The organism is Paenibacillus sp. WG02, from assembly GCF_055396115.1.
The window spans coordinates 3,799,307-3,826,162 of sequence record NZ_AP036016.1; the positions used below are offsets into that span (position 1 = coordinate 3,799,307).

Sequence of the window (26,856 nt, forward strand, 5' to 3'; positions counted from 1 at the left end):
TTTAAAGTGATTCTAAAAAATCGTGCAATAAGCACGGAAAAATAGTATGATAATATGAGGTAAGATTTTGCCTGGTTCAATAGGACTACAGTTTGTTGGTGAAGGAGAGCCTATGAGTGAATCACTTCGTAGTTTGAAACAACAAAGTCGTGCAGAACACTTCGAAGAGTTTCTTCGGCAAGGACTTGTTCTTTCTAGCAACTTTTCCTATTGGGAATCCAATGGTTATCACGTCGTTCGAGATGCTTTTGATGAATGGATTCACCAATTCGGGCAAGCGATGCTGCCGCCTCAAACCGCACTGTTATGCGTGGATACGGATCTGAAAGTGGTTAATGCTTGCTCCCATGATACACCTCTTACTGATTTATTGCTGCAGGTAGGAGCATCATGGAACTACGCAGAACGCAATGACAATCCGCTGGCACGATGTTCTGAAAATCCTAAAATGCATATCATGACTAGCGAAGAAATGAGCGCAAAAGAACTGAAGTCAGTTTTGGCTGCTTCGATTCCAGTCCTAGATCCACAAGGGATTCCAATTCTTTATTTGGGACTATTTTCCCATGCGCTTACAGAAGCAGATGAACTTGTGCAATTGTTCTATGTCATTTCCCTTGCTTTCCAAGGCAGTTTGCAGAGCGTGGAGGATCGTCGCAAGTACGACCACTTGTTTATGCAGCATCTAAATAGGGAACTTGAGTTTAAGAAGCATGATATTTTATTTGAGGCTTCTAAGAAGCTACATGCCAAAATTGATGTCGATTCGGTGTTGACCGAAGTCATAGAATGCATGCATAGCGTTTATCCCAATATACAAGTAGATTTATTACTTTCACAGGATAATGACTCTACGAATCTATCCGTAAAGCCTTTGAATTTCCAAAGTACGGAGGATGACATTCGAACGCGTGCTTTTATGGAAGGGCACGTCATATTTGAACCTTCTTCCGAGAGCAGTGGGCCAAGTACAGGTCAAATAGCAGCTCCATTATCAGGTAAACAGGGCGTATATGGTGTGTTATATATGACGTCTAACAACGATTTGATTCATGCATCGGATTTGCAATTCATATCATTGCTTGCCGATACAGCGGGTTCAGCTTTTGAAAACGCTAAATTGTACGAGCAGTCCAACTTAATGATTAACGAGCTTCGACTAATTAATGAAATTACCAAGCAGTTAAATCAGAGCTTGCGTTTAAACGAAATCTTTAATTCAGCCTCGAGCGAGATTTTAAGTATTTTCGGCGCGGATTATAGCTGTATTTTGCAGGCGGATAAAAATAGTGAGAATTTAATTGTACAAGCAACTAATTTGCCAGCCATGTTTCATGAGACCTTTACCATAGGTCAAGGCTTTTCTGGCGCTGTCTATACCTCCAAAGAACCGATTATTATTTCAGACTATTGGAGCAATGACAAGGTCGAGTCAAAGCTGATGAAGTTAACTAACTCCCGCTCGCTGATTGGTTCGCCGATCCTCGTGAATGGACAAGTTGAGGGCGTTATTCTAGTCGTGCATAGCAAGCCAAATTTCTTCTCCTATGATAATTATAAATTGTTGCAGGTTCTTTCGGGTCATATTGGACTTGCCATGACGAATGCTTCCCTGCATGCTGAAGTGAAACGAATGGTTATTACAGACAATCTTACAGGACTATATGTACGTCATTATTTGGACGAGCAGGCTAATTCGATGCAAAAAAAGGATTTTTGCGGCTCACTCATCGTTGTTGATATAGATAATTTCAAACGGGTTAATGATACCTACGGCCATCAGGTAGGCGATAAAATCTTGATCCAGGTAAGTCAGATTATTAAAACTAGTATTAGGGATAGTGATATTGCAGCAAGGTGGGGCGGGGAAAGACTAGCGGTCTATTTACCGCAAGTAGCCAAGTCTCAAACGCTTCGAATCGCAGAACGTATTCGTGTTCGTGTTCTAGAGGAGACTAATCCGCAGGTAACTGTTTCCTGTGGTGTTTCGGATTGGAATTGGGAAGAAGATAAGATTAGTGTAGAATCACTTTTCTATCGGGCAGATATGGCTCTCTATCAAGCGAAAAATAACGGCCGCAACCAAATTCGAATCGGTTAGTAACGAGCACTTGTCTAAGGACAGGTGCTTTTCCTTCGCTGTAAAACTTTCAAATCAAGGAACCTGGATGCGCAGTGTGCAAAAAATGTCGATAATAGGTTATCTAATCTAATAAATTTGTACAGGCAGGGAAAACTACACAAAGGATGGAAATATGATAGGGTACTTCACCATTATAGAACCAGATAACTCCTCAATTTTCTCTTCCTGAACCTTCTGTAAAATGTTACAATGATTTGGTCTAAGGGAAGGATGGTCGAAATTTGTCGGTGTTAAACAAAAAAAATATTTTGTTAGTTTTATTTATTTGTATTGTGCTCGTTGCTCTGATTGCCTTTTTATTTTATAACCCTACAGGCATTAAACTTACTCATAGTAATATGCGACAGCTATCTGAACATTTAAGGGACATTGGTTGGCCCGGTAAAATCATCGGAATGGCTTTAATTTTTTTTCAAACGTTCTTTCCGTTTATTCCGTTTGTTGTTGTTGCAGGTACGAATGTAGCTATTTTCGGTATTAAAATGGGGTTTCTTGTTAATTACATAATGTCTTGTTTGGGAGCGATCTCGTCTTTTTATTTTGCTCGCTATTATGGACATGCATGGGTGGAGAAAAAGCTCGAGCGATTTCCGATAGTGACGCAGTTTAGTAAGCGAATGGAGAAGCGAGGATTCTTGTATGTCCTTCTAGGGAGATTGATTCCGATTTTACCTTCCTCGGCGATTAATTTTGGTGCAGGGCTAACTCGAATGCGATTTACTCATTTTCTATGGGGTACCTTGCTGGGGAAACTGCCGATCGTTTTTCTGGAATCGATGATTGCCCATGATTTATTTCATTTCCAGAAATATAAGGGAAGACTACTTTTGTTGTTAGGTATTTTCGTTGTTTTGATCCTAGTGGGGAATGGCGTGAAGAAAGCCTTTGCAGCAAAGACGAAGTAAAGCGCTTTACTTGGAGAATGAAGGAAATTTTTAGTTGCGTTAAGTAACCTTTCCAAGTTATCATATAGGGAGCAAGGCGACCAATTCAGATGCAAATAAATGGAGGAATGAAATATGCCAAGTGCTAATAATGCCGCAATTGTTGAAATTTCACAAACAGCTAATAAATTCAGATCGTCAATCGTTCTCCAATATGATAATAAGTATATCGATGTAAAAAGTATCTTAGGATTGTTTACTACATTACTTAGCTCCAGCAATTATGATCTTCATGTTCATGGGCCGGATGCAGAAGAAGCGAAAGTCGCTATGGCGGAAGTATTCGCTAAGCACAATTTGGGCGTAAACGTAGTTCAAGAATAGCATTCATCCTTAAAGAAGGTACTCTCAGAATCTCTGAGGGTACCTTCTCTTGTATATTGATCCAATTTCGCTTAATATAGATCATATAAGGACGGATGACTATGCGTATAGGGGGAAGTTGGGAATGTCTTCATCTGATCTATTGCTGGACATGAATCAAAAAGCGCTTAATCTTCTCCAAGAAGATGCAGATAAAATCGAAAAACTAATCGAAGTACAAATGGAGAATTTGACAACGCGTCAATGCCCACTGTATGAAGAAGTTTTAGATACGCAAATGTACGGACTTTCTAGAGAAATTGATTTTGCCATTCGAGCGGGACTTATTTCCGAAATACCTGGCAAACAAATTCTCAGCAAGCTTGAACGTAATCTTGCGCAGCTATATGAAGCGTTGAATAACAAAAAGTAACCCTTCACAATGGGTTACTTTTTTTTGTCTTTGTTATGTATTTAGACGAGGAAGAACACGACGCCTAGAATGATGTAGACCACGAGCAGTAGAAGTCCTTCATACCAGTTGGTAGAGCCATCTTGGGTTATCGACTTCGTAATAAAGACGGCGACTCCAATGGCAGCAATTTCATAGGTGGAGAAGACAATGTTCATAGGAGTTCCACTTACGAAGAAACTGACAAGTATAAGCACAGGAGCTACGAATAAGGCGATCTGTAACGAACTGCCGATGGCTATTTCTACGGCTGCGCCCATTTTATTCTTCGTGGCCATCATCACGGCGGCGCTATGCTCTGCGGCATTTCCAATAATGGCGATGAGGAATGCACCTACAAACAGCTCAGATAATCCAAATCTATGGGTGACTTCTTCTAATGTACCCACTAACCATTCACTGGTGAAGGCTACCATGACGGTGGCTAGGATTAGAAAAAGGATGGAAGTTCCTTTGGACCAAGCGGCCTCACCATGTTCAATAGCTTCATCAGAAAGTACACTTTTGTGTGTAACCATGGAGAATAGGAGCCAGAGCAAATAGGCGGCTATCAGTAATATCGCGACGATCATGCTCATTGTTGACGTTTCTTTGGTTGTTAATCCGCCTGCGAAGATGGCTGGAATGAATAACGCAACAACCCCAAGAATCATTAAGGAAGAATTGTGCGAAGCAAGTTTTACGTTAAATGACTGTTCTTTGAACTTTAATCCACCTACAAATATACTAAGTCCCAATACAAGCAGCAAATTGCCGATAATGGCTCCGGTAAGACTGGCCTTGACAACATCGAACAATCCGTCTCTAACTAAGAAGTACGCAATAATTAACTCAGCTGCGTTACCAAATGTTGCATTGAGGAATCCGCCTACGCGCTCACCTGCATAGTGTGCAACGCTTTCCGTGGCTTTACCTAGAAATCCAGCTACAAAAATGATCGCTATACAAGCAATAATGAACTGAAGTGTTGAATTCAGATGCATGTAATGAGCGATACCCGTTGTAACGAAAGAAATGATTAACCCGATGTAAAACAATTTACCTTTCAAAGTAAACCCTCCGACTCATTCTTTTATTGGAACTTTTTGACTTCTTTTAATATACCTACTTTGGAACCCAATGTAAATTCGATAAGTCCGTAATCGCTGATCTTGCTTTCATCTAGTGAACTTATTACAATAGATTTATACAGAGTGGAGAGACTTTGAGCTTTAAACTTAAAGGTCCCTATATTATATATGAGGAGTTGATCTGTATGTCCGAAGACAATCAAACCGGTTTAATTCGTATTTCTGATGATGTAGTATCGACAATTGCAGGACTTGCAGCTCTGGAGACAGCAGGCATCGCCGGCATGTCAGGCGGTATCTCGGAAGGCTTAGCTAAGCGACTAAGTGGAAAGAATGTGCAACGTGGTGTGTCTGTTGAAGTTGGGCAAGTGGAAGCAGCCATCGATCTGCGTGTGATCGTCAATTACGGTTCCCGTATTCAGGATGTATGCAGGGATCTCCAAGAAAACGTGAGAGAAGCTGTTGAAAATATGACCGGACTAACCGTGGTGGAAGTCAACGTCAAGGTGGAAGGCGTTGCGTTCAAAGAAGAAGAGACAGCAGACGATCCACATCGTGTAAAATAGAAGAAAGACCCAATGATTTCACTGAAATCGATTGGGTCTTTTTTTTGGTTTTGCATCTTCTTTGTGCGTCTGTTCCCGAGATATACTTAGCAGGATCCCCATACTGATAAGTGAGACCATCATGGAGGAGCCGCCTGCTGAAATAAAGGGCAAGGTTACACCTGTTAAAGGGATTGTATTGGTTACTCCGCCGATATTAATAAAGGCTTGAAGGGCAAACATAACCATGATACCAACACCAGTTAGCATACCGAACATATCAGGACTGCGAACTGCAACGAGGATGCCTCGCCATAGGAAGATAAGAAAAATAAGTATAAATAAGGCACTGCCAATGAATCCGAGTTCTTCCCCGATAATCGCAAAAATGAAGTCTGTATGAGCTTCAGGCAAATAATGCAGCTTCTGAATACCTTGTCCGAATCCTGCACCGGTCAATCCGCCATGACCAAAAGCGTACAAAGATTGCACAACTTGAAGTCCATTGCCTTGAGGATCAGAGAAAGGGTCGAGAAAGGAGGTCAGACGGTTTATCCGGTAATTATTATTGGTGTTTCCTTTGAGCAGGTAAAGGGCAACCCCAATAGCGGCAATGGCAACAAAGCCTGTCCCAATAAAGAAAATATGCTTCAAATTGGAGCCGCCGACCATAATGACGATGGCTGCACAAACGAGTAGAATCATACAGGAGCCAAAGTCTGGCTGCAGCATGATTAGAAAGCATACAAACCCAACAATAAGTAGTGCAGGGAGCAGCCCCTTCTTGAAATTACGGAACTTCTCTTCTTTATTACTAATGAGAGAAGCCAAGTAAAGAATAACGATTAACTTGGCGAATTCCGTTGGCTGAATGCCAAATTTACCTACATTAAACCAGCTGGCTGCACCATTTGCTTTTGATGTAAAAATAACGAGAACGAGCAGCACTACGATAACAAAAAAAGCAGGAAGAACCAACTTTTTCAGCTTGGTGTAGTGGAGGTTCATGCAAAAAAGCATGCCGACCGTTCCTATTCCTACGGCCATGAGCTGCTTTTTTGTAAAAAACCAGGGATCATTGTTAAATTTTTCATAAAAAGCACTCGTCATTGAGCTTGCACTGAAGACCATGGCAAGACCGAAGCAAACAAGTACAAAGGTTAAAAAAAGCAGCAGAAAATCCGGCGTTCCTCTTCGAGGGGGATTCATGCTGTTTCCTCGCCTAGTCTGCTAATAATTGCTGCAGTTGTGCTAATTTTTGATTGGAAATTTTGAGAACGGACTCAGGGATTGGAGAATTGTAATCCAAGCCATGCGGGAACGTTTCTTTACCTATGTACGCATCTTCTAAGAATAAAATTGCATAAGGAGATTCTAGTTTACCGGATTCAACACGAGCATTTACACGTAAGAAATACACGGATTTGCTTGCTTTATCTTCCAATTTAAAATCATAAGTAGCGCGCGTGTATTCCCACTGCCAACGCACGAAACCAAGTTTAGTCGTTACTTCATCAAGGTGAGCCAAATCGCTTTTTAAGCCTTTTAGGCCAGTTGCTTCAATAATCACTTTTAACGCCTCCATATTGTACGTATGCATTCTTTATTCATGATAGTATGTTTCCAAAGGTTCTGCAAGTCGATAGCAACTTCAATTTTCTAATATTTGATGGCACTTTACAGATGAAACATGATCATATATTTGGTAGAATAGGTTCAATGACACGGGCAAGCGTGAAAAGTTAAGAAACAAGGATGGGCGGAGGATTTTCCTTATGAACGATTTTCAAGCTAGCTTACAAGCGAATTATGAAGAAATGGTTGCCTGGAGACGCTACTTACATCAAAATCCAGAACTCTCATTCCATGAATATCGCACCGCTGAATTTGTGGCGAATCATTTGCAAAGTTGGGACATTGAAGTTCGCACAAATGTAGGAGGTAATGGGATTGTCGGACTGCTCCGCGGCAGCAGTGAAGGTCCTACGATTGCGCTTCGAGCAGACATGGATGCACTTCCTATACAAGATGAGAAGATGAATTGTGCATACGCTTCACTTACGAAGGGAGTTATGCACGCATGCGGACACGACGCACACACCGCAACACTGCTTAGTATTGCCAAAGTGGCGAGTCAGCATCGCTCTCAACTGAAAGGGAATCTGGTTTTCCTGTTCCAGCATGCTGAAGAAATTACGCCCGGTGGCGCTGATTCCATGATTCAACACGGGGCTCTTGAAGGTGTGGATGCCGTGTTCGGCGTTCATTTATGGACACCATTTCCTGTCGGCAATTTTTATTCCAAAGCAGGTCCCTTAATGGCGGCACCTGACGAATTCACCATTCACATTCAAGGAAAAGGCGGACATGGAGGTTTGCCTCATCAAACCATTGACAGCATTTATGTAGCTTCTCAATTAGTTGTAAATCTTCAATCGATCGTAAGTCGACAAGTAGATCCGATAGAACCATGTGTGGTAAGCGTTGGATCCTTCCACGGAGGCTCTAGCTTCAATGTCATAGCCGAAACGAGTGTGCTGAATGGCACTGTGCGTACTTTCAATGCAGAACTTAGACAAGATGTGAAGGAGCGCCTAGAACGGATTGTACATGCCACCTGTGAGATGTATCAGGCTTCCTATAAGATAAACTATAAATTAGGTTACCCTACGGTTGTTAATGACGGGAAAGAAGCTGAGCGTTTCTTCAAAGTCGGTACCGAGTTGTTCGGGGCAGAAGCCGTGCACGAATCCCCACTTATTATGGCCGGAGAGGACTTTTCCTATTATTTGAATCACCGACCAGGTTGTTTTATGTTCGTGGGTGCAGGTAATGTTGAGGCTGGCATCGTTCATCCGCACCATCATCCGAAGTTTGATATTGACGAGAAATCCATGCTAAATGCAGCAAATTTATTGTTAGGAATGGCTTTGGATTATATGGCATGAATGCCGTCCTTCCTTTGGAGAATGCTATAGAGGTAAGTTAACTCCAAGGAGGGATTATGGGACATGGCTGGTAAAAAAGTAAGGGACATCATGAGTAAAGATTGCGTGACCGTTACTCTGCAAGATAATGTATACGAGATCGCTTTGAAAATGAAACAGCACGATATCGGATTCGTTGCCGTTGTTGAGGGCAGGAAGCTCATTGGCGTTGTAACAGACCGTGACCTTGTTGTTCGCGGATACGCAGAAAAGCATTCTGGTTCTACAGCTGTCGAGAAGGTAATTACGAAGGATATTGCGACAATAACTCCTGATACAACTGTTGATGAAGCCGCCAAAATGATGGCCAAAGATCAAATTCGACGTTTACCTGTAGTAGAGAATGGCGAGCTTGTCGGAATAGTAGCCATCGGTGACCTAGCGGTTCGCGGCAGCTTTGAGGATGAGGCAGGGGAAGCACTTAGTAAAATTTCATCTGACAGAATACTAGTCGGCAGTAAATAAGAATGATCCATATATAAAAGTAAGCAACCTGTTTCCATTCTAAGGAGGTAGGTTGCTTTTTTTGTCAGAAAAAATTGTCATCTTTACTACCGATAAGTGATGAGAGATAATGGTAGCGAAAGGGTAGGGGAGGTTAACAGCTTAGAATGAATAGGGTCGAAGACAGCGCATTTATTGGTGTAATTATTCTAGACGCAGGTTGGCATTATACATATATCAACGAATATGCAGCAAAAATTTTAAATCGTACGCCCGATGAATTGTTGGGTAAAGTCGCTTGGGCAGAATTTCCAGCTGCGATACGGTACGCTTGTTACGACCAATTCCATAAAGCCTTTAAAAATAAGGTAGAGGTTCATTTTGAAGAGTACATAAAATCGTCCAATCAGTGGGTAAGGGTGAGTGCATATCCATTTGGCGGGAGCTTGCATATTGCACTCCATAAACCGGATTTTGCTGAAATTAGATCATTGCTAGAAAGTGAGTATTACCTAAAATATACAGAGAATTTTCAGGATTTAATCACATTGACTTCCGTAGATGGTAAATTTCGTTATTTATCCCCTGCAATTCAACCTCTGCTTGGTTATGAGGTCGATGAAATGGTCGGTACTCGGATCTTGACGTATTGTCAATCAGATGACACGGAGATTCTGAGAAGTATTTTTACGGATGAAAACCATGCAACTGTTGCAGACCAAGGGATGATCACCTGTCGTTTTTTACATAAAAAAGGTTGGTACGTGTGGTTTGAGAAAAATTACAAATGGATGTTAGATGAGGATGGCAAAAGAAGTCAGATCTTGGGCATTTGGCGCGATATTACGGAACGTAAGTTGGTCGAGGAACGTTTTGTTCAAGCCCAAAGGCTTGGACAATTTGGCAGCTTTGAACGAAATCTAAACGATGAGTATTGCATATGGTCCGAGGAAATGTACCGTATCCACGGTCTTGATCCTTTAGATTCCATGGCATTAAGCGAAGCTATTAAGCCAATTGTATCGGATGATCGCGATAAAGTAGCCCTTGCTTTTGAGACAGCGATTCAGGTTGGAATATCAGAAGTCGAGTATAGGATTGTTCGTAATGATGGAGAGGTGCGCCATCTGAAATCTCAAATCGAGCGAGTCATTCGCGATAACGGGCTCACGGCTGTACGGGGACTCATTCATGATATTACAACGTATAAACAAATTGAAACAGAGCTTAAAAGAAGCAAAGCTAATTTGGAAATTGCGCAAGAAATAGCTGGACTGGGTCACTATGACTGGGATGTGATCAGGAATGATTTGTATTGGTCAGATGAGTTGTTTGTTCTGTTCCATATGCGCCGTGAATATTTTGGGAATACAATAGAAGCTTTTTTTAATGCGGTTCATCCGGATGATACAGTTAAAGTGAAAGCGGCCATTCGTGATGCTTTGCATGGCGGTTTACTAGATTTGGTATATCGCATTATTGTGAATGAGACTGAGGTCCGAATGATTCATACTATGGCCAAAACGACCTATGACGAATGGGGGAGACCGCTGCGCCTCTTTGGAACGGTGCAGGATATCACCATACAAAAACAGACAGAAGAGCTTCTTCGCAAAACGGAAAAATTGAATGTCGCTGGACAATTGGCTGCTGGAATCGCACATGAGATTCGTAATCCGCTTACGGCACTCAAAGGCTTTGCCAAGCTGATGTGTCAAGCAAACGAAGAAAGCAAGCTTCGGTATTTTCAGATCATGCAGGAAGAATTTAACCGGATCGAGCTGATTTTGGGCGAGCTTCTGATTCTAGCTAAGCCACAGGTCGTAGCGTTCGAACCTCACGATACGAAGGCTATTTTAAGTGAAGTCATTGAATTACTGAATACAGAGGCAATCATGAGCGATGTGATCATCGAACTAGATTGTGAACCTGATCTTCCTCTGGTTAAATGTGAGCGCAATCAATTGAAGCAGGTTTTCGTGAATATGATTAAAAATGCTATTGAGGCGATGCCAAATGGAGGCGGCCTGCATGTTTCTGTGAAACAGGCTGCGGGCGGTGTAGCGCTCTATTTCGCAGATCAGGGATTGGGTATATCGGAGGAGCGGCTGCCGCGCATAGGGGAACCCTTTTATACGACCAAAGAGAAGGGAACTGGGCTCGGCGTCATGGTGAGCTTCGCGATTATCGATGAACATCAAGGACATATCGAATATCAAAGTAAGCTTGGCGTTGGCACCACGGTCCTTATCCAACTTCCAGCTTTTTCGTGAAAAAAGGAGGGAATGGACCAGGAAACTGGTCTTTTTTCCATTTGTGTATATGGTGTAACTGTCAAAGTTCGCAATAAGGAGGTCAATCTGCGACAAGATGCGGTCTTCTAAATATGCTACATTGATAACGTGTTCAATAATTGTGAATCTAACGAGAAAAAGGTGATAACCATATGGAGAAAGTAAGGATTGGTATTATTGGTCTGGGCAATATGGGAACCGGACATGCCAAATATTTGGTGAACAATGAAGTGAAGGGTGCTCAGCTAACCGCAATATGCGAGTTCAGAGCTGACCGCTTGGAATGGGCAAAAGAAAACCTAGGTGAAGGCGTCCAATTATTCGACAATCTCGATACATTCCTTACTTCTGGGACCGTTGACGGTGTATTGATTGCGACTCCTCACTATGATCACCCAGAGGTAGCTGCCCGCGCATTTGAAGCCGGACTCCATGTGTTGTGTGAGAAACCAGCAGGTGTTTACACGAAACAAGTTCGTCAAATGAACGAAGCGGCGCAAGCTTCAGGAAAAGTATTCAGTATGATGTACAATCAACGTACAAATCCATTATATAAAAAGTTGAAGGATCTGGTTTCTTCCGGAGAGCTTGGTGAAATCCGCAGAACGAACTGGATCATTACGAATTGGTACAGATCCCAAAGCTACTACGATTCAGGCGGCTGGCGTGCAACATGGGCAGGCGAAGGCGGCGGTGTACTCATTAACCAGGATCCGCATCAGCTTGACTTGTGGCAGTGGACGATCGATATGATGCCTAAACGGGTTCGTGCATTTTGTTATTTCGGAAAGCATCGCAATATCGAAGTAGAGGACGATGTAACCGCATTCGTAGAATATGAGAATGGCGCTACAGGCTTATTCGTTACAACAACAGGCGAAGCTCCGGGAACGAACCGGTTCGAATTGTCTGGTGACCGCGGTAAGATTGTGATCGAGGATGGCAAGCTGACATTTTGGCGTTTGCGTGTATCCGAGAGAGAATTTAATGAAACCTATAAAGGTGGATTTGGTCAACCGGAGTGCTGGAAATGCGAGATTCCAATTGAAGGGCAAGAAACAGGCCACAAAGGCATCACGCAAAACTGGGTAGATGCCATTCTGCATGGCACGCCATTGGTCGCTCCAGGGGAAGAAGGAATCAAAGGACTGATGCTATCCAATGCTATGCTGTTGTCGACGTGGACAGACAATTGGGTAGATCTGCCGATCGACGAGGAACTGTTCGAGCAGCATTTGCAAGATAAAATTAAAAATTCCACTGTCAATAAAGAGGCTGGTTTTAAAACACTTGTAGTCTAAAAACATGAACACCTCGCGCTAATGCGTACATGGGGTAAGATGGTGGAGGAATTGGGACATGCAGAAAAGTGATGGAATGAATTACGCACCAAAAGGGAAGCCGAACATTGTCGTTCAAAAAGGGGAGTTCGTTTTCGCTGCTATTGCCTTGGATCATGGTCATATCTATGGCATGTGTAATGGCTTGCAAGAAGCAGGAGCAGAGCTCAAATGGGTTTATGATCAGGACCCTGCTAAGGTAAAGGCATTTGTTGAGAGGTATCCTCATGTGAAAGTAGCGGCGTCTGAGCAAGAAATATTTGACGATGCCGAAGTGAAGCTAATCGCTTCAGCTGCTGTACCTTCTGAACGCGGAGCGTTAGGTGTCCGAGCGATGGAGAATGGCAAAGATTATTTTACAGATAAAGCTCCTTTCACGACGTTAGATCAATTGGCTGCTGCGAAGGCAACAGTTGAAGCGACGGGTCGCAAATTCGCTGTCTATTACAGTGAACGTCTCCATGTGGAAAGCGCTGTTTTCGCGGGACAGCTTATTGAAGAGGGTGCAATTGGCCGTGTCGTGCAGGTCATTGGTTTAGGGCCGCACCGATTGGGACATTCGAATCGCCCGGATTGGTTTTTCAAGAAAGAAAATTATGGCGGCATTCTCTGTGATATCGGCAGTCATCAAATCGAACAGTTTTTGCATTATGCAGGGTGCAAGGATGCTACTGTTGTAAGCAGCAAAGTGGCGAATTACCATGCGAAGGATTATCCGGAGCTGGAGGATTTCGGTGACGCAACACTGATTGGAGACAACGGGGCGACAAACTATTTCCGTGTGGATTGGCTTACACCGAGTGGTTTGGGGACTTGGGGAGATGGACGGACAGTTATTCTAGGAACAGAAGGTTATATTGAGCTTCGTAAATATATTGACATCGCTCGCGATCCGCAGGGAGATCAGTTATACCTGGTCAACCAGCAAGGAGAAAAGCACTACAGCCTCCATGGGCAAGTAGGCTTTCCTTTCTTCGGCCAGTTGATCTTGGACTGTCTGAATCGTACCGAGCATGCCATGACACAGGCGCATACGTTCAAAGCAGCAGAGCTGTGCTTGATTGCTCAGGCGAATGCAATCCGTGTGGAGTAGGCTTGCGCATTAACAGGACAAAAGCTTTCATAGGCAGCGATAATTGCCTTTTGGCGTGATAACACAACTGTACATTTAGCTTAAAATTCGGGTAGTTTAGCGGTAGTATCGCTAGCTGCCCGTTTTACGTTTCTTGATAATTTTCGGTTATTTCTTGGTATCGAATGCTTTATCGTAATCCTGCCAAATGCCTTTCTTCTTATTACGGGCTGTTTCTTGATCTTTCTTAAAAGCATCTACGTACTTGACGTTCGGAGGATATGTAGCCATGCGAGCATACCCCTCTTGAACCAGGGTACGGTTGAAGAGTTCTTCACCGATCCATACGTAAACGAGCAAGCGATCATATTGATCCTTTTTATCTACATCAAATTCAAGCTCGACGGTTTCCTTCTCCAATCGCTTCTTCGTATAAGCACTTGCTTCTTTTCCATAAAACATAACGGGTGTATTTGGCTTCTTCGTCTCCGGTGTGTCCACACCAATTAATCGTACTTTCTCTTTCTTCCCCTTCATTGTGACCTCAAGTGTGTCACCGTCCACGATACGTTCCACTTTTACTCGCTCTCTGCCAGCTACAGCTGCGGGTTTAGTCCCACAAGCCGTCATCAAGATGACTAGACTAAGCAGTACAGCAAGAGTGATTTTCCATTTGCGCATGAATGACCTCCTAAGAGTTTTCCTTTAGGAAAACTTGCATCGTAAGCATTGACTGAGTTTTCGTAAGAAAACTTTCTTCGTAAGCATAAACTGTGTTTTTCTTTAAGTATGTTTTAGACGTTAGCATGGCGGGGATGTTTAAATCAAGTGCTTTCCTTTCATACTAGGAAAAAAGGAGGCAGCACATGATTGCCATGGATCCTACCCGTCCTCTGATTGTTCAGAGCGATTTATCGATATTAGTGGAAACGAATCACCCTGAATTTGATACGGTTAGAGGGATAATATCCCGTTTCGCAGATTTGATCAAAAGCCCGGAGCATCTTCACACGTATCGGATTACGCCATTATCGCTGTGGAATGCATCAGCTGCTGGGATGCCAATAGAAGAAATGTCGGATTTTTTACAACGAAATGCCAAATTTGGTGTTCCTACCGGGGTACTAAGCATCATACGTAAATATGTGAAGCGGTATGGCATACTGCGTATGGAGAATGTCGGAAATGAGCTTTATTTAGTTAGCGATGACACAGTCGTGTTAAAAGAAATTAGCGCTTACGATTCGTTGAAGAGGTATCTAGAGGATACCCGCGGAGAGCGCGCTATTGCTATTTCACCGATTTCACGCGGTGTCTTGAAGCAGGAACTTATCAAGCTGGGGTATCCTGTAGAAGATTTGGCCGCTTATCGCAGCGGCGAGTTTCTTCCGATTCAGCTTCGGAATGAAGATACGATGGAAGCCCCGTTCCAACTGCGAGATTACCAAAAGCATGCTGTAGATGCTTTTAACCGTGTCGGAGAAGGCGGCAGCGGTGTGTTAGTGCTTCCTTGTGGAGCGGGAAAGACAGTGGTTGGCATAGCTGCGATGGCTAGATGCAACTGTGCAACGTTGATTCTGACAACTAATGTGACTTCGGTGAAGCAGTGGAAGCGTGAGATTTTGAGCAAAACGGGCTTAGCGGAAGATCAGGTAGGGGAATATAACGGCACTACGAAGGAAGTAAGGCCTATTACAATTGCAACTTATCAGATTTTGACGCATCGAGGGAAGAAAGAAGACGAGTTCTCGCACATGCGGCTGTTTAGTCAGAGAGACTGGGGTCTGATTATTTATGACGAGGTTCATCTTTTGCCAGCCCCCGTTTTTCGGGCCACAGCAGAGATACAAGCGACACGCAGACTCGGATTAACGGCTACTTTAATTAGGGAAGACGGCCGAGAAGAAGACGTTTTCTCACTTGTCGGACCGAAGAAATATGATATGGCTTGGAAAGAGCTTGAGTCGAAGGGCTGGATAGCCAAGGTCGCCTGTAAGGAATTTCGAGTGTCTTTATCGGCTATCGATCGGGATCGTTATGGAGCCTCGGGTGCTAGGCAGCAGTTCAGGATTGCTGGAGAAAATACCGCTAAGCTAGAGGTTATTAACTACTTATTGCGGCTTCATGCGAACGAACAGACGTTAATCATCGGTCAATATATTAGTCAGTTAGAGCTTATCGCTGCCCATACCGGCGCGCCTATGATCAGCGGCGGAGTTGCGCATGAGATCCGAGAGGAGCTATACGACCAATTCAAAAAAGGTCAGGTGCCTCTCCTTATTGTATCCAAGGTTGCCAATTTTGCTGTCGACCTGCCCGACGCCGTCGTAGCTATTCAGGTGTCGGGCAGTTATGGTTCGCGGCAAGAAGAGGCGCAGCGGCTTGGGCGTATCCTTCGTCCTAAGAGCAGCGGCACGAACGCAGCGGTCTTCTATTCTCTGATTAGCGAGGATACGAAGGAGCAGGACTTTGCTATGAAAAGGCAGTTATTTCTAGTTGAGCAGGGCTATGAATATAGCATAACAAGTTGGAATCAAACGACGAAATGAAGAGAAGGAGCATAGGATGAGATTTGAACATATCGATAGGAAAATGCCTCGAGAACTAAAAGAGCTCATTATGGAACAAAAATGGTGCTCATCTTTCCTGGAACAAGGCGTGGCATTCCTTGATTTAATGACGGATCAGAAGTACCTTGCTGAGTTGAACCGGCATTTGTTATTGGATGAAAAGCATACGCTGCGTCTCATCGTATCCGCATTTGGCTGTGAACCGTTTACAAGAGAGGCGTTGGAAAAGCAAGCAGCTCTTCGTATGTCAGGTGCGCAAGTCGCTCTAGGCCTTGTAGGACTTAGAAGAGCTGGCGTTGTTGCGGCTTTTCGCAAAGCATGGGGGGAGCAGCTTTTTATCCTGCCTGAGGATGCTTTTGCAGCATGGCAGCTGTTGTTGTTTCCGTCAGATCAGCTTCAATCAGGTAAAGAAGATATGGATCTTGAGTTGTGGGAAGCCGGAAACGCAGGACAATTAAACATATCAGATCCAGCGAAATCGATTCATCCTAGAGGCTTGGCACAGCAGCTGTTTCATTTTCTGGTGGCTTGTAACCAACAATCAGTTCTTCCGCTCACGAATAAAGGGACTTTACATAAAAAGCAGCTGCAAAAGCTAACGGAACATCTGGCCTTGCCGAATGACATATTACGCTCATCTGGGCTTACTTACGCATTTAGAGACGTTTATGACGAACCTGCAGCGCTAATGATTGAAATGGCTATTCGTATGGGTTTCCTATCCATAAATAGCCAAGGTGACTGTTACCTCTTTAATCAACAGTCCTGTCTAAAATGGCTTCAGGAATCCTACGACAGGCAGCAGGGGCAATTATACCAGATTTGGCGTCAGTTGTTGGTTCCTGCACCTGTTTGGCTTGAACATGGCATATCATGGATGGAGAGGGGGGAATTCGGGCAGTGGTATGAGGTGGACATGATTGTGAAAGGAATTCGTTCTTGCTGTTCCTTAGGGGGGCAGGTGACGGATGAAGCGTCACTTCGCAAAGCTATCATGACAACATGGATGGTTCCTTTATCTGTTTTCCATTTCATAGAGTTGGGTATCGATAAGGAAGATCATCTATGGTTTCGCTGGTTAATCACCCCGATTCAACAGGCCTCACATAATAATAAGGAGAATGACCTCAGATCGTCAGAAATGCATGTTGAGGTGCGTCCCTCGCTTTATGTGCAGCCAGATTTCGAAATGTTGCTCCCTCCGGACGTATCACTTCTCACAGAGTGGAATATCGCGGCTTTCGCTGATCTCCAAACGACAGATTTGGTTCGAACCTATCGCATAACCAAAGAAAGCTGCTACCGTGCTTGGGAAAAGGGGATGAGCAGCGAAGAGATGGTTCGGATGCTGCACGAGAATGCTCTTTACGAAGTGCCAGCACATATAACGATTACTTTAGAGCAATGGGGAGAGCAAGCAGGTAAGCTGTATATCGAAGAAGTGACGCTGCTTCGCTGCCGTTCCGAGGATATTGCGGAGGCTTTGCTTAGAAATGAGAAATGCCTTCCACTTCTGGGGGAACGCGTCGGTGGCTCAGACTTTATTGTTTTGCGTGAACATTTGACATTGCTCACGAAGTGTCTAGAGAAAATGGGTTTCAATCCAAGCAGCAGCCGAAAAGACAAGCATGCAGAGGTTTCCAATACGTTGATTTCGTCCGAAAATCAGACAGGTGGCCTCTGTTATTCACGGGATACCATCCAGCTTTATGAAATGGATACCCATTTGCCGGTGCGGGACGAATTGTATCCGGATATGCAGGATATTCCTGTAAGCTGGATTAAGGAATTTCGAGCGTATCACGGCTCAACACGCAAAGAGATGATCCGTAAAGCTATCGAATGGAAAAGCGTTCTGCAACTTCGAAAAGAAGGGCGAAACCGCTTGATTATCCCCCGAATTCTTCGCGAAGAACGATCGGGCTGGATATTGGAAGGACTGGAGGAATATCAGGAAATTTCATTGGCGAGCGAGGACTGGGAGGAAATGAAGCTCATTTTGCCTGGTATTAACGATGAAGGTGTCTACACGTAGGCTTGAATGAGCCGGAACGCAAATGGACCTGGATTTCGCTGCAAAGAGAAAAGGAAGAAACTCTTGAGGAACTGTGGTATAGTAGAGATGTTATATATTTTTTGAGAGGAAGGATGTTGATCTCAGTTATGTTACAGACAATGGAAGCAGAAACAATAGATATGTCGGCTGTTCTTATGCAGGCTTATGACATGGGTGATATGATTAATTCCTCTGCTGAAGTGGCAGATTATTTATATTGGAAGATCGCTGTGGAGAACAGCGCAGAAGTTCGGGATCTTAAAGCGGTTTTCGCCAGAAAGAAAGATGCTTTCGAGGAATGCGAACGCTTCGGGCATTACCACCCAAGCTATCACGAAGCTTTAGCCGCAGTGAATGAGATTCAGGAGAAACTGCATGCTGTGGAAGCGGTGCGCAGGTTCAAAGAAGCGGAAGACCGTTTGGACGATTTGCTGTTTACCGTTTCTACAACGATCGCGCATGCGGTCTCCGATACGATTAAAGTCCCAAGCAATAATCCACTTCCAACTGGCAAAGGCTGCAGTTCCGGTGGAAACTGCAGCGGAAATTGCGGGTAAGAACTAAAGCTGGAAATCGGGGCGGATGATTCCGACCTCGGTTCCCTGCCAGTTATGAATGGTAGGGGTATGGTAGGAGGCAAGTTCGCTTACTTCAGACTCCGAGAGCAAGCTTAGCTGCTTCAAAGCTTCGACGACAGCGGGATACAAGGCCCGAACATGACCGTCTTCGATCTTTAAGACGAAGCCAAGTCCTTGCTCAGGAATCGTGACGGCGAAGATGCCCTCGGCTCCCATCTTGCCGATAATACGGCCACCCGTTACCTCGATTAATCGCGTATCGAAGCGGTCGCTTCCCGCGAGGAATTGAGGATATTTACGCACCGCGGCGACAATTCTTTGGCAAGCGTTTGCACGTCCTTGCGGCAATTCGTCAGGGCGGCCTAATCTGGCGAAGGCAAGTGCCAGTTGGTGAATTCTCATGCCGAATACGGGCACCCCGCAACCGTCAATCCCGAACTGCATCTCCGGCTTCGGCACACCGGTCATGGCGCAGACGGCATCCAGCATAAGCTGTTGAACAGGATGCTGGATGTTCATGTACGTATCCGGCGATGCGCCAAGATGTGCGCTAAGCGCCAGCATGCCCGAATGTTTGCCCGAGCAATTGTTGTGCAAGGTGCTCGGGGATTCACTTCGCTCGCGCATCGCCTGAGCGGTCGGCGCGTGGTAAGGCTCATGTGCACCGCACTGCAGGTGCTCATGGTGGTAACCGAGCTTGCCGAGGATACCCTGGGCCGTGCTCACGTGCTCAGCTTCCCCGTTGTGGGAAGCGCAGCATAGGGCGATTTCGGCATCGGTGAGGCCGAAATGATCAGCCGCGCCGGATTCAATCACCGGCAATGCTTGAATGAGCTTCGCTGTCGAACGAGCGAAGGTGAGCAGCTGTGGGTCGCCAGCTTGATGCAGAAGCGTCCCCCCAGTGTTAACGACCGCGAGATGGACGCGGTGAATACTTTCTGTTATGCTTCCACGGAATATGCGAACAATGGTGTCAGAAGGCTTCATGCAGTGATATCACTCCATACTAGGATTATTGAAAAGAGGTTGCAATCATGATGATCGAGCGTAGCGGATTAATCATTTGGGTAAACGATATCAAAGCCGCGAGAAACTTGGAACGGTTCGGGTCCCTTCATTACATATCCAAGAAAATGAATTATGCCGTTCTTTATATACATGCCAGCAAAGTAGATGAGACGACACGGAACCTTTTGAAGCTCCCGTACGTCAAAAAGGTAGAGAAGTCTTACCGTAACGAAATCAAAACCGAATACAGTAGTGATGTGCCGGACAAAACTAGATTTTACACCCTTTGAGGCTGCAGTGCAAAACGAAAGCTTCGTAAGAAGCTTTTTTTATTTTTTGAATTTTTAGAAAATAAGCATTTTTTCATGATTTCACAAATATTTATTAATAATTTTATATATTCTTTCATGGGAAAAAAAGTTATAATCAAGTAAAATATAACTTACAGGCAAATAGGGAATAGGTACACGGTCTCATTTTAGTAGGAAAGGGGTTGTGATCATGAAAGACAAGGTGATGGGGAGATGGAGTACTTATGAACCATTCTTCGTACAGCTGGGTGACAAGAAAGTGGCGGACGTCGTGATCACGAATCATGCGAAGCTGAGATGGAGTGATCGTGTTTCTAGCGAAAACAATTCACTCGAGGAAATTTGCGCTTTTCTGTGGGAAAAGCTTAAAAATGATAGCATCGTCCCTTATTATCGCAATGAAGAAGACGTTTATCTCATTGATGATGACCTAGTCGTTGTTGCTGAGTTTTCCCATCTGGAACATGAGACCGATCTCGTGGGCAATCCGCTTCACAAAATGATTATTGTTACTTTCCTTGGGAAAATGTCGGAAACGATGGAGCTTCGTGATTTGAAGTCTTACTATTCTTGGCTTAGACACTCGCGTCGCATGACACTGATCAAGAACAGTCGCAAGCGTCGATAACCGAATAGGTTGCTTAACTGGAGTGTGTCGATGAAGGCATGCTCTTTTTTGCGTCTTAATGGACTGTATGCTTGCGATTTCATATAATGGAAACAAAGAGAGGCGGGTTTGCATGGCACTTAATTTTCATCAACTACATATTTTCTTTACCGTGGCGGAGAAAGGCAGCTTCTCTCATGCGGCGGGAGCCCTACATATGACACAGCCTGCGGTGACCATGCAGGTACAATCACTGGAAGATTATTTCGGCGTCAAGCTGTTTCACCGCAGCACCAAAAAGATCGAGTTGTCTGAAGCAGGACGAGCTCTGCTGCCTTTTGCTAAAAACAGCATTGAACTAATCCGTGAGACGGATGTTGCTATGTCCAGATTTACTAAAATGATTGAAGGACGGCTGCAGTTGGGAGCCAGCTTGACGATGGGGGAATACATTTTGCCTCGTCTTCTTGGCCCATTCAGCAAAGACTACCCGAACATTTCGGTTTCCATGAAGGTAATGAATACAACGCAGATTCTCGATGAGGTTCTTGGTCATCAGCTCAATTTCGGTCTTGTCGAAGCGCCGATTCATCATCCGGACGTTCATACGGAAGCGATTCTAAGCGATGAGCTTAAGCTCATTGTGCCGGCAGATCATCCATTAGCCGATATGGAGGTTGTCACTCTTGAAGAGGTGTTGAAATATCCGTTCGTTCTTCGTGAGCAAGGTTCCGGGACGAGAAGAGTGATGGAAGAGGAGTTCGCGCGCTGCAACATGGATTGCTCTTCCATGAAGATTATCATGGAGCTGGGCAGCACAGGTGCCATTAAATCTGCTGTTGAAGCCGGTTTGGGTATATCCATTCTTTCTCAGTCGTCCGTTAAGCATGAAGTGACGCTAGGCCTCTTTAAAGTGAAGCAAATCGAGAACATTGCCTTCGAACGCAGCTTCTATGCCATTTACTTGAATTCTACGCTGCTGCCAATATCGGCTGTAAGCTTCATGACCTTTTTACGGCAAGAGGATCTGAGCCGCTTCCTTTAACATTTTACATAAGTCTACAGTTCGCTTAATGATGAGTTCATAGTTGTCATTTACGATGAAGGAAGGGAATAGAAAATGTCTGCAAGAATCGAAGCGGATTTACATACACATACGACAGCCTCAGATGGGACCCAGCGCCCTGCGGCAAACGTTCAAATGGCGTTCGACGCCGGACTAGGCGCTATTGCGATTACTGACCACGATACGGTCTCAGGAGTCGAAGAGGCGCTCTTAGCGGGTCGTGAGCTCGGTATTGAGGTCGTGCCAGGCGTAGAAATCTCCACGGTTGCTAATGGTCAGGATATCCACGTGCTAGGTTATTATATGGACATTTATAATGAGCAATTTCTTCAAAGACTGGCGTCTTTGCGAGAAACGAGAGATACCCGCAATAACATGATTATTGAGCGACTACAGGAGCTTGGTCTAGACATTACCATGGCAGAAGTGCTGCGGGAAGTAGAAAATATAAAGACTAAAGGCGACACAGTTGGAAGGCCTCACATCGCTGCGGTACTGCTGAATAAAGGCTACGTGAGCTCGATTAGCGAGGCATTTGAGCGGTATTTAGGAACGGGTGCTGCCGCTTATGCCAATCCACCAAGGATTGAACCGGCTACGGCGATTGGGTGGATCCAAGAAGCGGGAGGAAAGGCCGTCCTCGCACACCCGGGTATTTACCATGATGATGCCCTTGTAGAGGCAATTGTTCATCAAGGCTTGGACGGTATTGAAGTTTATCACTCCGATCATACATCGGAAGATGAGGCGAAATATCTCAGCCTTGCACAGCGCTCTGGACTTCTCATAACGGCTGGTTCTGATTTCCATGGTGAACGAGGCGGTGTCGTATTCCACGCACCTATCGGTTCGAGGCGAATAGGAATCGATGTTATACAACGCCTAAAACCAGAGAAGGAGCAGCGTACATGAAGAAAATTCGCAAAGCTATTATCCCGGCAGCAGGCTTGGGAACTCGTTTCCTGCCAGCTACAAAGGCGCAGCCCAAAGAGATGCTGCCAATTGTCGATAAACCTGCCATTCAATATATCGTAGAAGAAGCAATTGAATCTGGCATTGAAGATATTATTATTGTCACTGGACGCAATAAGCGCGCAATCGAAGATCATTTTGACAAATCGGTTGAACTTGAGATGATGCTGGAGGAAAAAGGCAGTACGCGGCTTCTCGAAATCGTGCAATCTGTTTCGAATCTGGCTGATGTTCACTATATTCGGCAAAAGCAGCCTCTCGGACTGGGTCATGCGATTCTATGCGCGCGCAAATTTATTGGGGATGAGCCATTCGCGGTGCTGCTTGGCGACGATATTCTCCAATCCTCGCCGCCAGGACTTAAGCAAATGATGGACATTTATGAACAATCTGAAACGTCGGTCATAGCTGTGCAAGAGGTACCATGGGAAGATGTAAGTAAGTATGGAATCATCTCTCCCGCAAGCAGCCTGGACAAGTACCAGTTGATAGAAGATCTTGTTGAGAAGCCGACCGGGATCAGGCGCCTTCGAATTTAGCCGTTATTGGGCGATATATCATCATGCCGGAAATTTTCGGCATCTTGGAGAGACAAGAGCCTGGCCGCGGCGGTGAAATTCAATTGACCGACGCTTTGCGCGTACTTAACAGGCAGCAACAAATGGCAGCCTATCTGATGCAAGCTAAGCGCTACGACGTTGGCGATAAGATGGGATACATTGAAGCGACCATCGAGCTTGCCTTGCAGCGTCCGGATTTACAGGACCAAGTAAAAGCCTATCTATTATCTCTGATTCGTCAGTTGGAATTGAAATAGAGAATCGCGATGAAACTTGGGAGGTTGGATGGAATGGTACAGGTGCAGCGAATTGCAGTTATTGGAACGGGATATGTCGGACTGGTATCGGGTACCTGCTTCGCGGAGATGGGGCATCAAGTGATTTGCGCTGATCGTGACGAAGGAAAAATAGCTCGCCTGCAGCAAGGGGATATGCCAATCTATGAACCTGGTCTGAAGGAGTTAGTTTCGTCCAATCTGCTAGCCCAACGCTTATTGTTTACTTCTCTAATCAGTGACGCCATTGCTGAATCCGATATCATCTTCATAGCTGTTGGGACACCAACAGAGGACAATGGCGATGTAGATATGACCCAAGTTAACAGCGTTATTGCAAGTATTGCCGCCTATTCCACCACTTCCAAGATCATCGTGATGAAAAGTACCGTTCCGGTAGGAACCGGTCGCTGGGTAGAAGAACGATTGAAGTCGTTAGCTGCTGCTCATTTAGACATGCACGTCGTTTCCAACCCTGAGTTTCTTAGAGAAGGCTCCGCGATAGAGGATACCTTTCATCCGGATCGTGTCGTCATTGGTGCGGATCACCCGGAAGCAGGGGCTCGAATTGCTGCCCTGCACGCTCCTTTGCGAACTGAACTGCTTCTCACAGACCGCGAAAGCGCTGAACTTATCAAATACGCCTCCAACGCCTTTCTGGCAGCCAAAATTTCATTCATTAACGAAATGGCTCATGTGTGTGAGAAGGTGGGTGCTAATGTTGGCCTTGTGGCCAAAGGCATGGGGCTGGATCGCCGCATTGGTCCTCATTTTTTGAACGCGGGCATTGGATACGGAGGCTCCTGCTTCCCCAAAGATACGAAAGCGCAGCTTAAGCTTGCTCAGAATGTTGATTATGATTTCAAAATATTACGTTCCGTAATTGAAGTGAATCACTTGCAGCGAGAACGTTTTGTACATAAAATTGAACAGGCAGTCGGCAATTTGAACGGGAAGCAGATAGCTGTCTTAGGCTTGGCTTTTAAGCCGAATACAGACGATTTGCGCGATGCTCCCGCGCTTGATATCATTGCCGCACTTAAAGACCGAGGCGCCATAGTTAATGCCTATGACCCTGTATCTACAGGGCATGCTGCTCGGCTCCTCCCGGAAGTGAACCTGCTCACCGATCCTTACCTTGCCCTACATGAGGCTGACGCCGTGGTGATCACGACGGAGTGGGAAGATATTCGCCGTTTGAACTGGCGTCTGGTCAGAGGCCTTGTGAAGGAACCCCTCATCGTGGATGGACGGAATATGTTTGAGCCGGAAGAGATGGGCAGACTCGGCTTTACCTATGTGTCAATGGGCAGAAAAACAGCCCTTTATGATATGGTTACATCTTAAAAATAGGACACAAAAAGAACCTAGCGGGTTAACTTGAACTCGCCAGGTTCTTTTTTCTCTCAATGAATTTATTTTATTGTTACGTTCATCTGCTTAATCATGTTCTCATCCGGCGTCACGAATAGCGTCTTCTGATTCACATAGATGACAAATCCAGGCTTTGACCCATTTGGCTTGTGGACATGTTTAATGGCTGTATAGTCAACAGGGACTTGGCTGGAATGTTTGGCTTGACTGAAATAAGCGGCCAATTGAGCGGCCTCCAGCAGGGTAGTCTCGGAATAGCTATCGCTGCGAATCACGACATGCGAGCCGGGAATATCCTTCGTATGCAGCCATGTATCCATCGAAGAGGCAAGCCGATTCGTTAAATATTCGTTCTGCGTATTATTTTTGCCAACATAAATAGGGACACCTTCACTGGAAAGATAGCAGGCCAAGGCCGGCTTATCTTTCTTCTTCTTTTTGCGCTGTTTTTTGTTGCGGTCACGTACATAACCTTGCTCCATAAGCTCATCGCGGATCTCTTCGATATCGGTTAAAGAAGCGACACTAAGCTGCTGCAGCAAGGAATTTAAGTACGTAATCTCTTGGTGGGTTTGAGCAATTTGTTCCTCAACAATCGCCGTGCTGTTCTTCATTTTTGTGTACTTTTTAAAATACCGCTGAGCATTTTCAGAGGGGTTCAATAGCGGATCCAGTTTTATTTTTATCAACGCCTGGTCCTCATCATAGTAATTGATGATCTCGACCTCGCGATCCCCTCTTTTGATCAGGTGAAGGGAGGCCGTCAACAGCTCGCCGAGAATCCGATATTTGTCGGCATCTTTGGAGTCGTCAACGGTTTCTTGAAGTTTTTCCAGCTTTTTAACATTTTTATTCGCTTCATTATGCAAAAATCGGAGCAAATCGGCCACACGTTGTTTGACCGTATCTCTTTCCGCTTTGTCGCCATAGAAGTGCTCCAAACAATCACTCGGTGTCGCATAGGTCGTAGAAATACCGGCAATGTGTGTTAAAGGTGTCATAGCAAAGAACAATTTACCCGTACCTTCTTGCTCGACAATGACGGGTTCGTAACGATGCTGACGTACAGCTGACATAACATCATCGAAAGCTGTCCACAAGGCCGCTGGGTCTATTTCTTGGTCGTTGTTCCCGCCTTGACGGCTGCGGAATACGATTTCTTTGGCGATCAAAGGACTTAGACCACTATATGCAGTGACTAGTTTTTGTTCTGGTTTATCCTTGGACTCTTCTTCACCGGGATCTTGCTGAATAGCTTGCAGGAACGAAGAGGCATTAGCCTCTAATGGATTTTGCTTATCCTGCTCAGGCGGCGTAACATACTTGCTTCCCGGCATAACAATCCGATAAGAGCTAATCGCAGGCGTAACGTGATGGATGCCGTCTAGAATCGTTTCCGCCCCTGAGTCCAGAAGAATAATATTGCTGTGTCGACCCATGATTTCCACAATAATCTGTTTGGTGCTCATATCTCCTAATTCATCGCGATGACGAATTTGCATACGGATGACCCGCTCCATGCCTATTTGTTCCACGGCTTCAATAACGCCACTCTCACAGTGCTTGCGAAGCAGCATACAGAACATAGGAGCATCCATTGGATTTAACGAGGACTGCTCGGTGATTTGAACTCTCGGATAGGTAGGATTTGCTGAAAGAAGAAGTTTCACATTTTGCCCTTGCGCTCGGATGTGCATAATAACGTCATTTTCGGTGGGCTGGTGAATTTTATTGATTCGGCCTCCTACACACGCTTGCAGTTCGTGAACAATTGCATGAAGGACTAGTCCGTCTAAAGCCATGATACATACAACTCCATTCTAGGGAGCTAATTGCAATGTGTGTTGAAATCGCAATTAGCTCCT

The 26,856-nt window shown here is 44.9% G+C and carries 24 protein-coding genes and 1 pseudogene; 19 read left to right on the forward strand and 6 right to left on the reverse strand.

The window, feature by feature from the left end; all coding sequences use genetic code 11:
• The first annotated feature begins 112 nt into the window (after window positions 1–112).
• The 4 genes from ACBP55_RS16870 (at window position 113) to ACBP55_RS16885 (ending at window position 3,823) form a co-directional block, all read left to right on the forward strand.
• On the forward strand, window positions 113–2,101 hold the full coding sequence (locus ACBP55_RS16870) for a sensor domain-containing diguanylate cyclase (protein WP_464652875.1): 1,989 nt from the start codon (window positions 113–115) through the stop codon (window positions 2,099–2,101).
• 269 nt (window positions 2,102–2,370) lie between these two features.
• A complete protein-coding gene (locus tag ACBP55_RS16875; RefSeq protein ID WP_464652876.1) occupies window positions 2,371–3,048 on the forward strand; it encodes a TVP38/TMEM64 family protein in 678 nt (225 codons plus the stop codon).
• Window positions 3,049–3,162: 114 nt separating this feature from the next.
• Complete coding sequence (locus ACBP55_RS16880) at window positions 3,163–3,411, forward strand: HPr family phosphocarrier protein (RefSeq protein WP_029195595.1); 249 nt, start codon at window positions 3,163–3,165, stop codon at window positions 3,409–3,411.
• Between the two features lie 124 nt (window positions 3,412–3,535).
• Complete coding sequence (locus ACBP55_RS16885) at window positions 3,536–3,823, forward strand: Fpa/YlaN family protein (protein ID WP_029195596.1); 288 nt, start codon at window positions 3,536–3,538, stop codon at window positions 3,821–3,823.
• Between the two features lie 41 nt (window positions 3,824–3,864).
• Here ACBP55_RS16885 and cax read toward each other — a convergent pair whose 3' ends face one another.
• The gene (cax, locus tag ACBP55_RS16890) at window positions 3,865–4,911 is read right to left on the reverse strand and encodes a calcium/proton exchanger (RefSeq protein ID WP_464652877.1); all 1,047 of its coding nucleotides are present in this window, start codon (window positions 4,909–4,911) and stop codon (window positions 3,865–3,867) included.
• A gap of 206 nt (window positions 4,912–5,117) precedes the next feature.
• On the opposite strand from cax, the gene ACBP55_RS16895 reads away from it, so the two are divergent.
• Window positions 5,118–5,498, forward strand: coding sequence for an Asp23/Gls24 family envelope stress response protein (locus tag ACBP55_RS16895; protein WP_029195598.1), 381 nt, complete (start codon window positions 5,118–5,120; stop codon window positions 5,496–5,498).
• Window positions 5,499–5,516: 18 nt separating this feature from the next.
• On the opposite strand, the gene ftsW is transcribed toward ACBP55_RS16895, so the two are convergent.
• Both ftsW and ACBP55_RS16905 read right to left on the reverse strand, forming a co-directional pair.
• Entirely contained in the window at window positions 5,517–6,686 is a 1,170-nt protein-coding gene (ftsW, locus tag ACBP55_RS16900; RefSeq protein ID WP_464652878.1) for a putative lipid II flippase FtsW, read from the reverse strand.
• 13 nt (window positions 6,687–6,699) lie between these two features.
• Window positions 6,700–7,047, reverse strand: coding sequence for a YugN family protein (locus ACBP55_RS16905; RefSeq protein ID WP_029195600.1), 348 nt, complete (start codon window positions 7,045–7,047; stop codon window positions 6,700–6,702).
• 205 nt (window positions 7,048–7,252) lie between these two features.
• Here ACBP55_RS16905 and ACBP55_RS16910 point away from each other — a divergent pair, with 205 nt between their 5' ends.
• The 5 genes from ACBP55_RS16910 to ACBP55_RS16930 all read left to right on the forward strand — a co-directional run bounded on the left by ACBP55_RS16910 (window position 7,253) and on the right by ACBP55_RS16930 (window position 13,635).
• Window positions 7,253–8,425: a M20 family metallopeptidase gene (locus tag ACBP55_RS16910; RefSeq protein ID WP_464652879.1), complete on the forward strand. Its 1,173-nt coding sequence runs from the start codon at window positions 7,253–7,255 to the stop codon at window positions 8,423–8,425.
• A gap of 63 nt (window positions 8,426–8,488) precedes the next feature.
• Window positions 8,489–8,929, forward strand: a complete 441-nt coding sequence (locus ACBP55_RS16915) for a CBS domain-containing protein (protein WP_464652880.1) — start codon at window positions 8,489–8,491, stop codon at window positions 8,927–8,929.
• Between the two features lie 146 nt (window positions 8,930–9,075).
• Complete coding sequence (locus tag ACBP55_RS16920) at window positions 9,076–11,181, forward strand: PAS domain-containing protein (RefSeq protein ID WP_464652881.1); 2,106 nt, start codon at window positions 9,076–9,078, stop codon at window positions 11,179–11,181.
• Between the two features lie 173 nt (window positions 11,182–11,354).
• Entirely contained in the window at window positions 11,355–12,503 is a 1,149-nt protein-coding gene (locus tag ACBP55_RS16925) for a Gfo/Idh/MocA family protein (RefSeq protein ID WP_173188139.1), read from the forward strand.
• Window positions 12,504–12,561: 58 nt separating this feature from the next.
• Window positions 12,562–13,635: a Gfo/Idh/MocA family protein gene (locus ACBP55_RS16930; protein WP_029195604.1), complete on the forward strand. Its 1,074-nt coding sequence runs from the start codon at window positions 12,562–12,564 to the stop codon at window positions 13,633–13,635.
• 147 nt (window positions 13,636–13,782) lie between these two features.
• Here ACBP55_RS16930 and ACBP55_RS16935 read toward each other — a convergent pair whose 3' ends face one another.
• Window positions 13,783–14,295 carry a thermonuclease family protein gene (locus tag ACBP55_RS16935; RefSeq protein WP_464652882.1) on the reverse strand — a complete coding sequence of 171 codons (513 nt, stop codon included), beginning with the start codon at window positions 14,293–14,295 and terminating at the stop codon, window positions 13,783–13,785.
• A gap of 185 nt (window positions 14,296–14,480) precedes the next feature.
• Here ACBP55_RS16935 and ACBP55_RS16940 point away from each other — a divergent pair, with 185 nt between their 5' ends.
• The 3 genes from ACBP55_RS16940 to ACBP55_RS16950 all read left to right on the forward strand — a co-directional run bounded on the left by ACBP55_RS16940 (window position 14,481) and on the right by ACBP55_RS16950 (window position 18,797).
• Window positions 14,481–16,163, forward strand: coding sequence for a DNA repair helicase XPB (locus ACBP55_RS16940; RefSeq protein ID WP_464652883.1), 1,683 nt, complete (start codon window positions 14,481–14,483; stop codon window positions 16,161–16,163).
• A gap of 16 nt (window positions 16,164–16,179) precedes the next feature.
• The gene (locus ACBP55_RS16945; protein WP_464652884.1) at window positions 16,180–18,219 is read left to right on the forward strand and encodes a helicase-associated domain-containing protein; all 2,040 of its coding nucleotides are present in this window, start codon (window positions 16,180–16,182) and stop codon (window positions 18,217–18,219) included.
• 128 nt (window positions 18,220–18,347) lie between these two features.
• Window positions 18,348–18,797, forward strand: coding sequence for a YlbF/YmcA family competence regulator (locus ACBP55_RS16950; RefSeq protein WP_464652885.1), 450 nt, complete (start codon window positions 18,348–18,350; stop codon window positions 18,795–18,797).
• 3 nt (window positions 18,798–18,800) lie between these two features.
• Here the strand turns inward: ACBP55_RS16950 and ACBP55_RS16955 are convergent, their stop codons facing one another.
• On the reverse strand, window positions 18,801–19,805 hold the full coding sequence (locus ACBP55_RS16955; RefSeq protein WP_464652886.1) for an asparaginase: 1,005 nt from the start codon (window positions 19,803–19,805) through the stop codon (window positions 18,801–18,803).
• A gap of 47 nt (window positions 19,806–19,852) precedes the next feature.
• Here ACBP55_RS16955 and ACBP55_RS16960 point away from each other — a divergent pair, with 47 nt between their 5' ends.
• From ACBP55_RS16960 to ACBP55_RS16985, 6 genes and pseudogenes are all read left to right on the forward strand, one after another.
• On the forward strand, window positions 19,853–20,116 hold the full coding sequence (locus ACBP55_RS16960; protein ID WP_029195610.1) for a YlbG family protein: 264 nt from the start codon (window positions 19,853–19,855) through the stop codon (window positions 20,114–20,116).
• A 211-nt stretch (window positions 20,117–20,327) separates the two neighbouring features.
• On the forward strand, window positions 20,328–20,765 hold the full coding sequence (locus tag ACBP55_RS16965; RefSeq protein ID WP_029195611.1) for a hypothetical protein: 438 nt from the start codon (window positions 20,328–20,330) through the stop codon (window positions 20,763–20,765).
• 112 nt (window positions 20,766–20,877) lie between these two features.
• Window positions 20,878–21,789 carry a selenium metabolism-associated LysR family transcriptional regulator gene (locus ACBP55_RS16970; protein ID WP_464652887.1) on the forward strand — a complete coding sequence of 304 codons (912 nt, stop codon included), beginning with the start codon at window positions 20,878–20,880 and terminating at the stop codon, window positions 21,787–21,789.
• A gap of 75 nt (window positions 21,790–21,864) precedes the next feature.
• Complete coding sequence (locus ACBP55_RS16975; protein WP_464652888.1) at window positions 21,865–22,722, forward strand: PHP domain-containing protein; 858 nt, start codon at window positions 21,865–21,867, stop codon at window positions 22,720–22,722.
• Window positions 22,719–23,599, forward strand: a pseudogene (galU, locus tag ACBP55_RS16980) (UTP--glucose-1-phosphate uridylyltransferase GalU). Before ACBP55_RS16975 ends, galU begins: the two are co-directional and overlap by 4 nt.
• Before the next feature lie 42 nt (window positions 23,600–23,641).
• Window positions 23,642–24,964, forward strand: coding sequence for a UDP-glucose dehydrogenase family protein (locus ACBP55_RS16985; protein WP_464653332.1), 1,323 nt, complete (start codon window positions 23,642–23,644; stop codon window positions 24,962–24,964).
• Between the two features lie 68 nt (window positions 24,965–25,032).
• Here ACBP55_RS16985 and ACBP55_RS16990 read toward each other — a convergent pair whose 3' ends face one another.
• The gene (locus tag ACBP55_RS16990) at window positions 25,033–26,793 is read right to left on the reverse strand and encodes an Rqc2 family fibronectin-binding protein (protein ID WP_464652889.1); all 1,761 of its coding nucleotides are present in this window, start codon (window positions 26,791–26,793) and stop codon (window positions 25,033–25,035) included.
• Window positions 26,794–26,856 lie beyond the last annotated feature (63 nt).

What these genes read in the sequence shown, in the direction of transcription:
- ACBP55_RS16870 (WP_464652875.1), top strand. Translation starts at nt 113, where the DNA reads ATGAGTGAATCACTTCGTAGTTTGAAACAACAAAGTCGTGCAGAACAC.
- ACBP55_RS16880 (WP_029195595.1), top strand. Translation starts at nt 3,163, where the DNA reads ATGCCAAGTGCTAATAATGCCGCAATTGTTGAAATTTCACAAACAGCT.
- ACBP55_RS16885 (WP_029195596.1), top strand. Translation starts at nt 3,536, where the DNA reads ATGTCTTCATCTGATCTATTGCTGGACATGAATCAAAAAGCGCTTAAT.
- ACBP55_RS16895 (WP_029195598.1), top strand. Translation starts at nt 5,118, where the DNA reads ATGTCCGAAGACAATCAAACCGGTTTAATTCGTATTTCTGATGATGTA.
- ftsW (WP_464652878.1), bottom strand. Translation starts at nt 6,686, where the DNA reads ATGAATCCCCCTCGAAGAGGAACGCCGGATTTTCTGCTGCTTTTTTTA.
- ACBP55_RS16910 (WP_464652879.1), top strand. Translation starts at nt 7,253, where the DNA reads ATGAACGATTTTCAAGCTAGCTTACAAGCGAATTATGAAGAAATGGTT.
- ACBP55_RS16915 (WP_464652880.1), top strand. Translation starts at nt 8,489, where the DNA reads ATGGCTGGTAAAAAAGTAAGGGACATCATGAGTAAAGATTGCGTGACC.
- ACBP55_RS16920 (WP_464652881.1), top strand. Translation starts at nt 9,076, where the DNA reads ATGAATAGGGTCGAAGACAGCGCATTTATTGGTGTAATTATTCTAGAC.
- ACBP55_RS16925 (WP_173188139.1), top strand. Translation starts at nt 11,355, where the DNA reads ATGGAGAAAGTAAGGATTGGTATTATTGGTCTGGGCAATATGGGAACC.
- ACBP55_RS16930 (WP_029195604.1), top strand. Translation starts at nt 12,562, where the DNA reads ATGCAGAAAAGTGATGGAATGAATTACGCACCAAAAGGGAAGCCGAAC.
- ACBP55_RS16935 (WP_464652882.1), bottom strand. Translation starts at nt 14,295, where the DNA reads ATGCGCAAATGGAAAATCACTCTTGCTGTACTGCTTAGTCTAGTCATC.
- ACBP55_RS16940 (WP_464652883.1), top strand. Translation starts at nt 14,481, where the DNA reads ATGATTGCCATGGATCCTACCCGTCCTCTGATTGTTCAGAGCGATTTA.
- ACBP55_RS16945 (WP_464652884.1), top strand. Translation starts at nt 16,180, where the DNA reads ATGAGATTTGAACATATCGATAGGAAAATGCCTCGAGAACTAAAAGAG.
- ACBP55_RS16950 (WP_464652885.1), top strand. Translation starts at nt 18,348, where the DNA reads ATGTTACAGACAATGGAAGCAGAAACAATAGATATGTCGGCTGTTCTT.
- ACBP55_RS16955 (WP_464652886.1), bottom strand. Translation starts at nt 19,805, where the DNA reads ATGAAGCCTTCTGACACCATTGTTCGCATATTCCGTGGAAGCATAACA.
- ACBP55_RS16960 (WP_029195610.1), top strand. Translation starts at nt 19,853, where the DNA reads ATGATGATCGAGCGTAGCGGATTAATCATTTGGGTAAACGATATCAAA.
- ACBP55_RS16965 (WP_029195611.1), top strand. Translation starts at nt 20,328, where the DNA reads ATGAAAGACAAGGTGATGGGGAGATGGAGTACTTATGAACCATTCTTC.
- ACBP55_RS16970 (WP_464652887.1), top strand. Translation starts at nt 20,878, where the DNA reads ATGGCACTTAATTTTCATCAACTACATATTTTCTTTACCGTGGCGGAG.
- ACBP55_RS16975 (WP_464652888.1), top strand. Translation starts at nt 21,865, where the DNA reads ATGTCTGCAAGAATCGAAGCGGATTTACATACACATACGACAGCCTCA.
- ACBP55_RS16990 (WP_464652889.1), bottom strand. Translation starts at nt 26,793, where the DNA reads ATGGCTTTAGACGGACTAGTCCTTCATGCAATTGTTCACGAACTGCAA.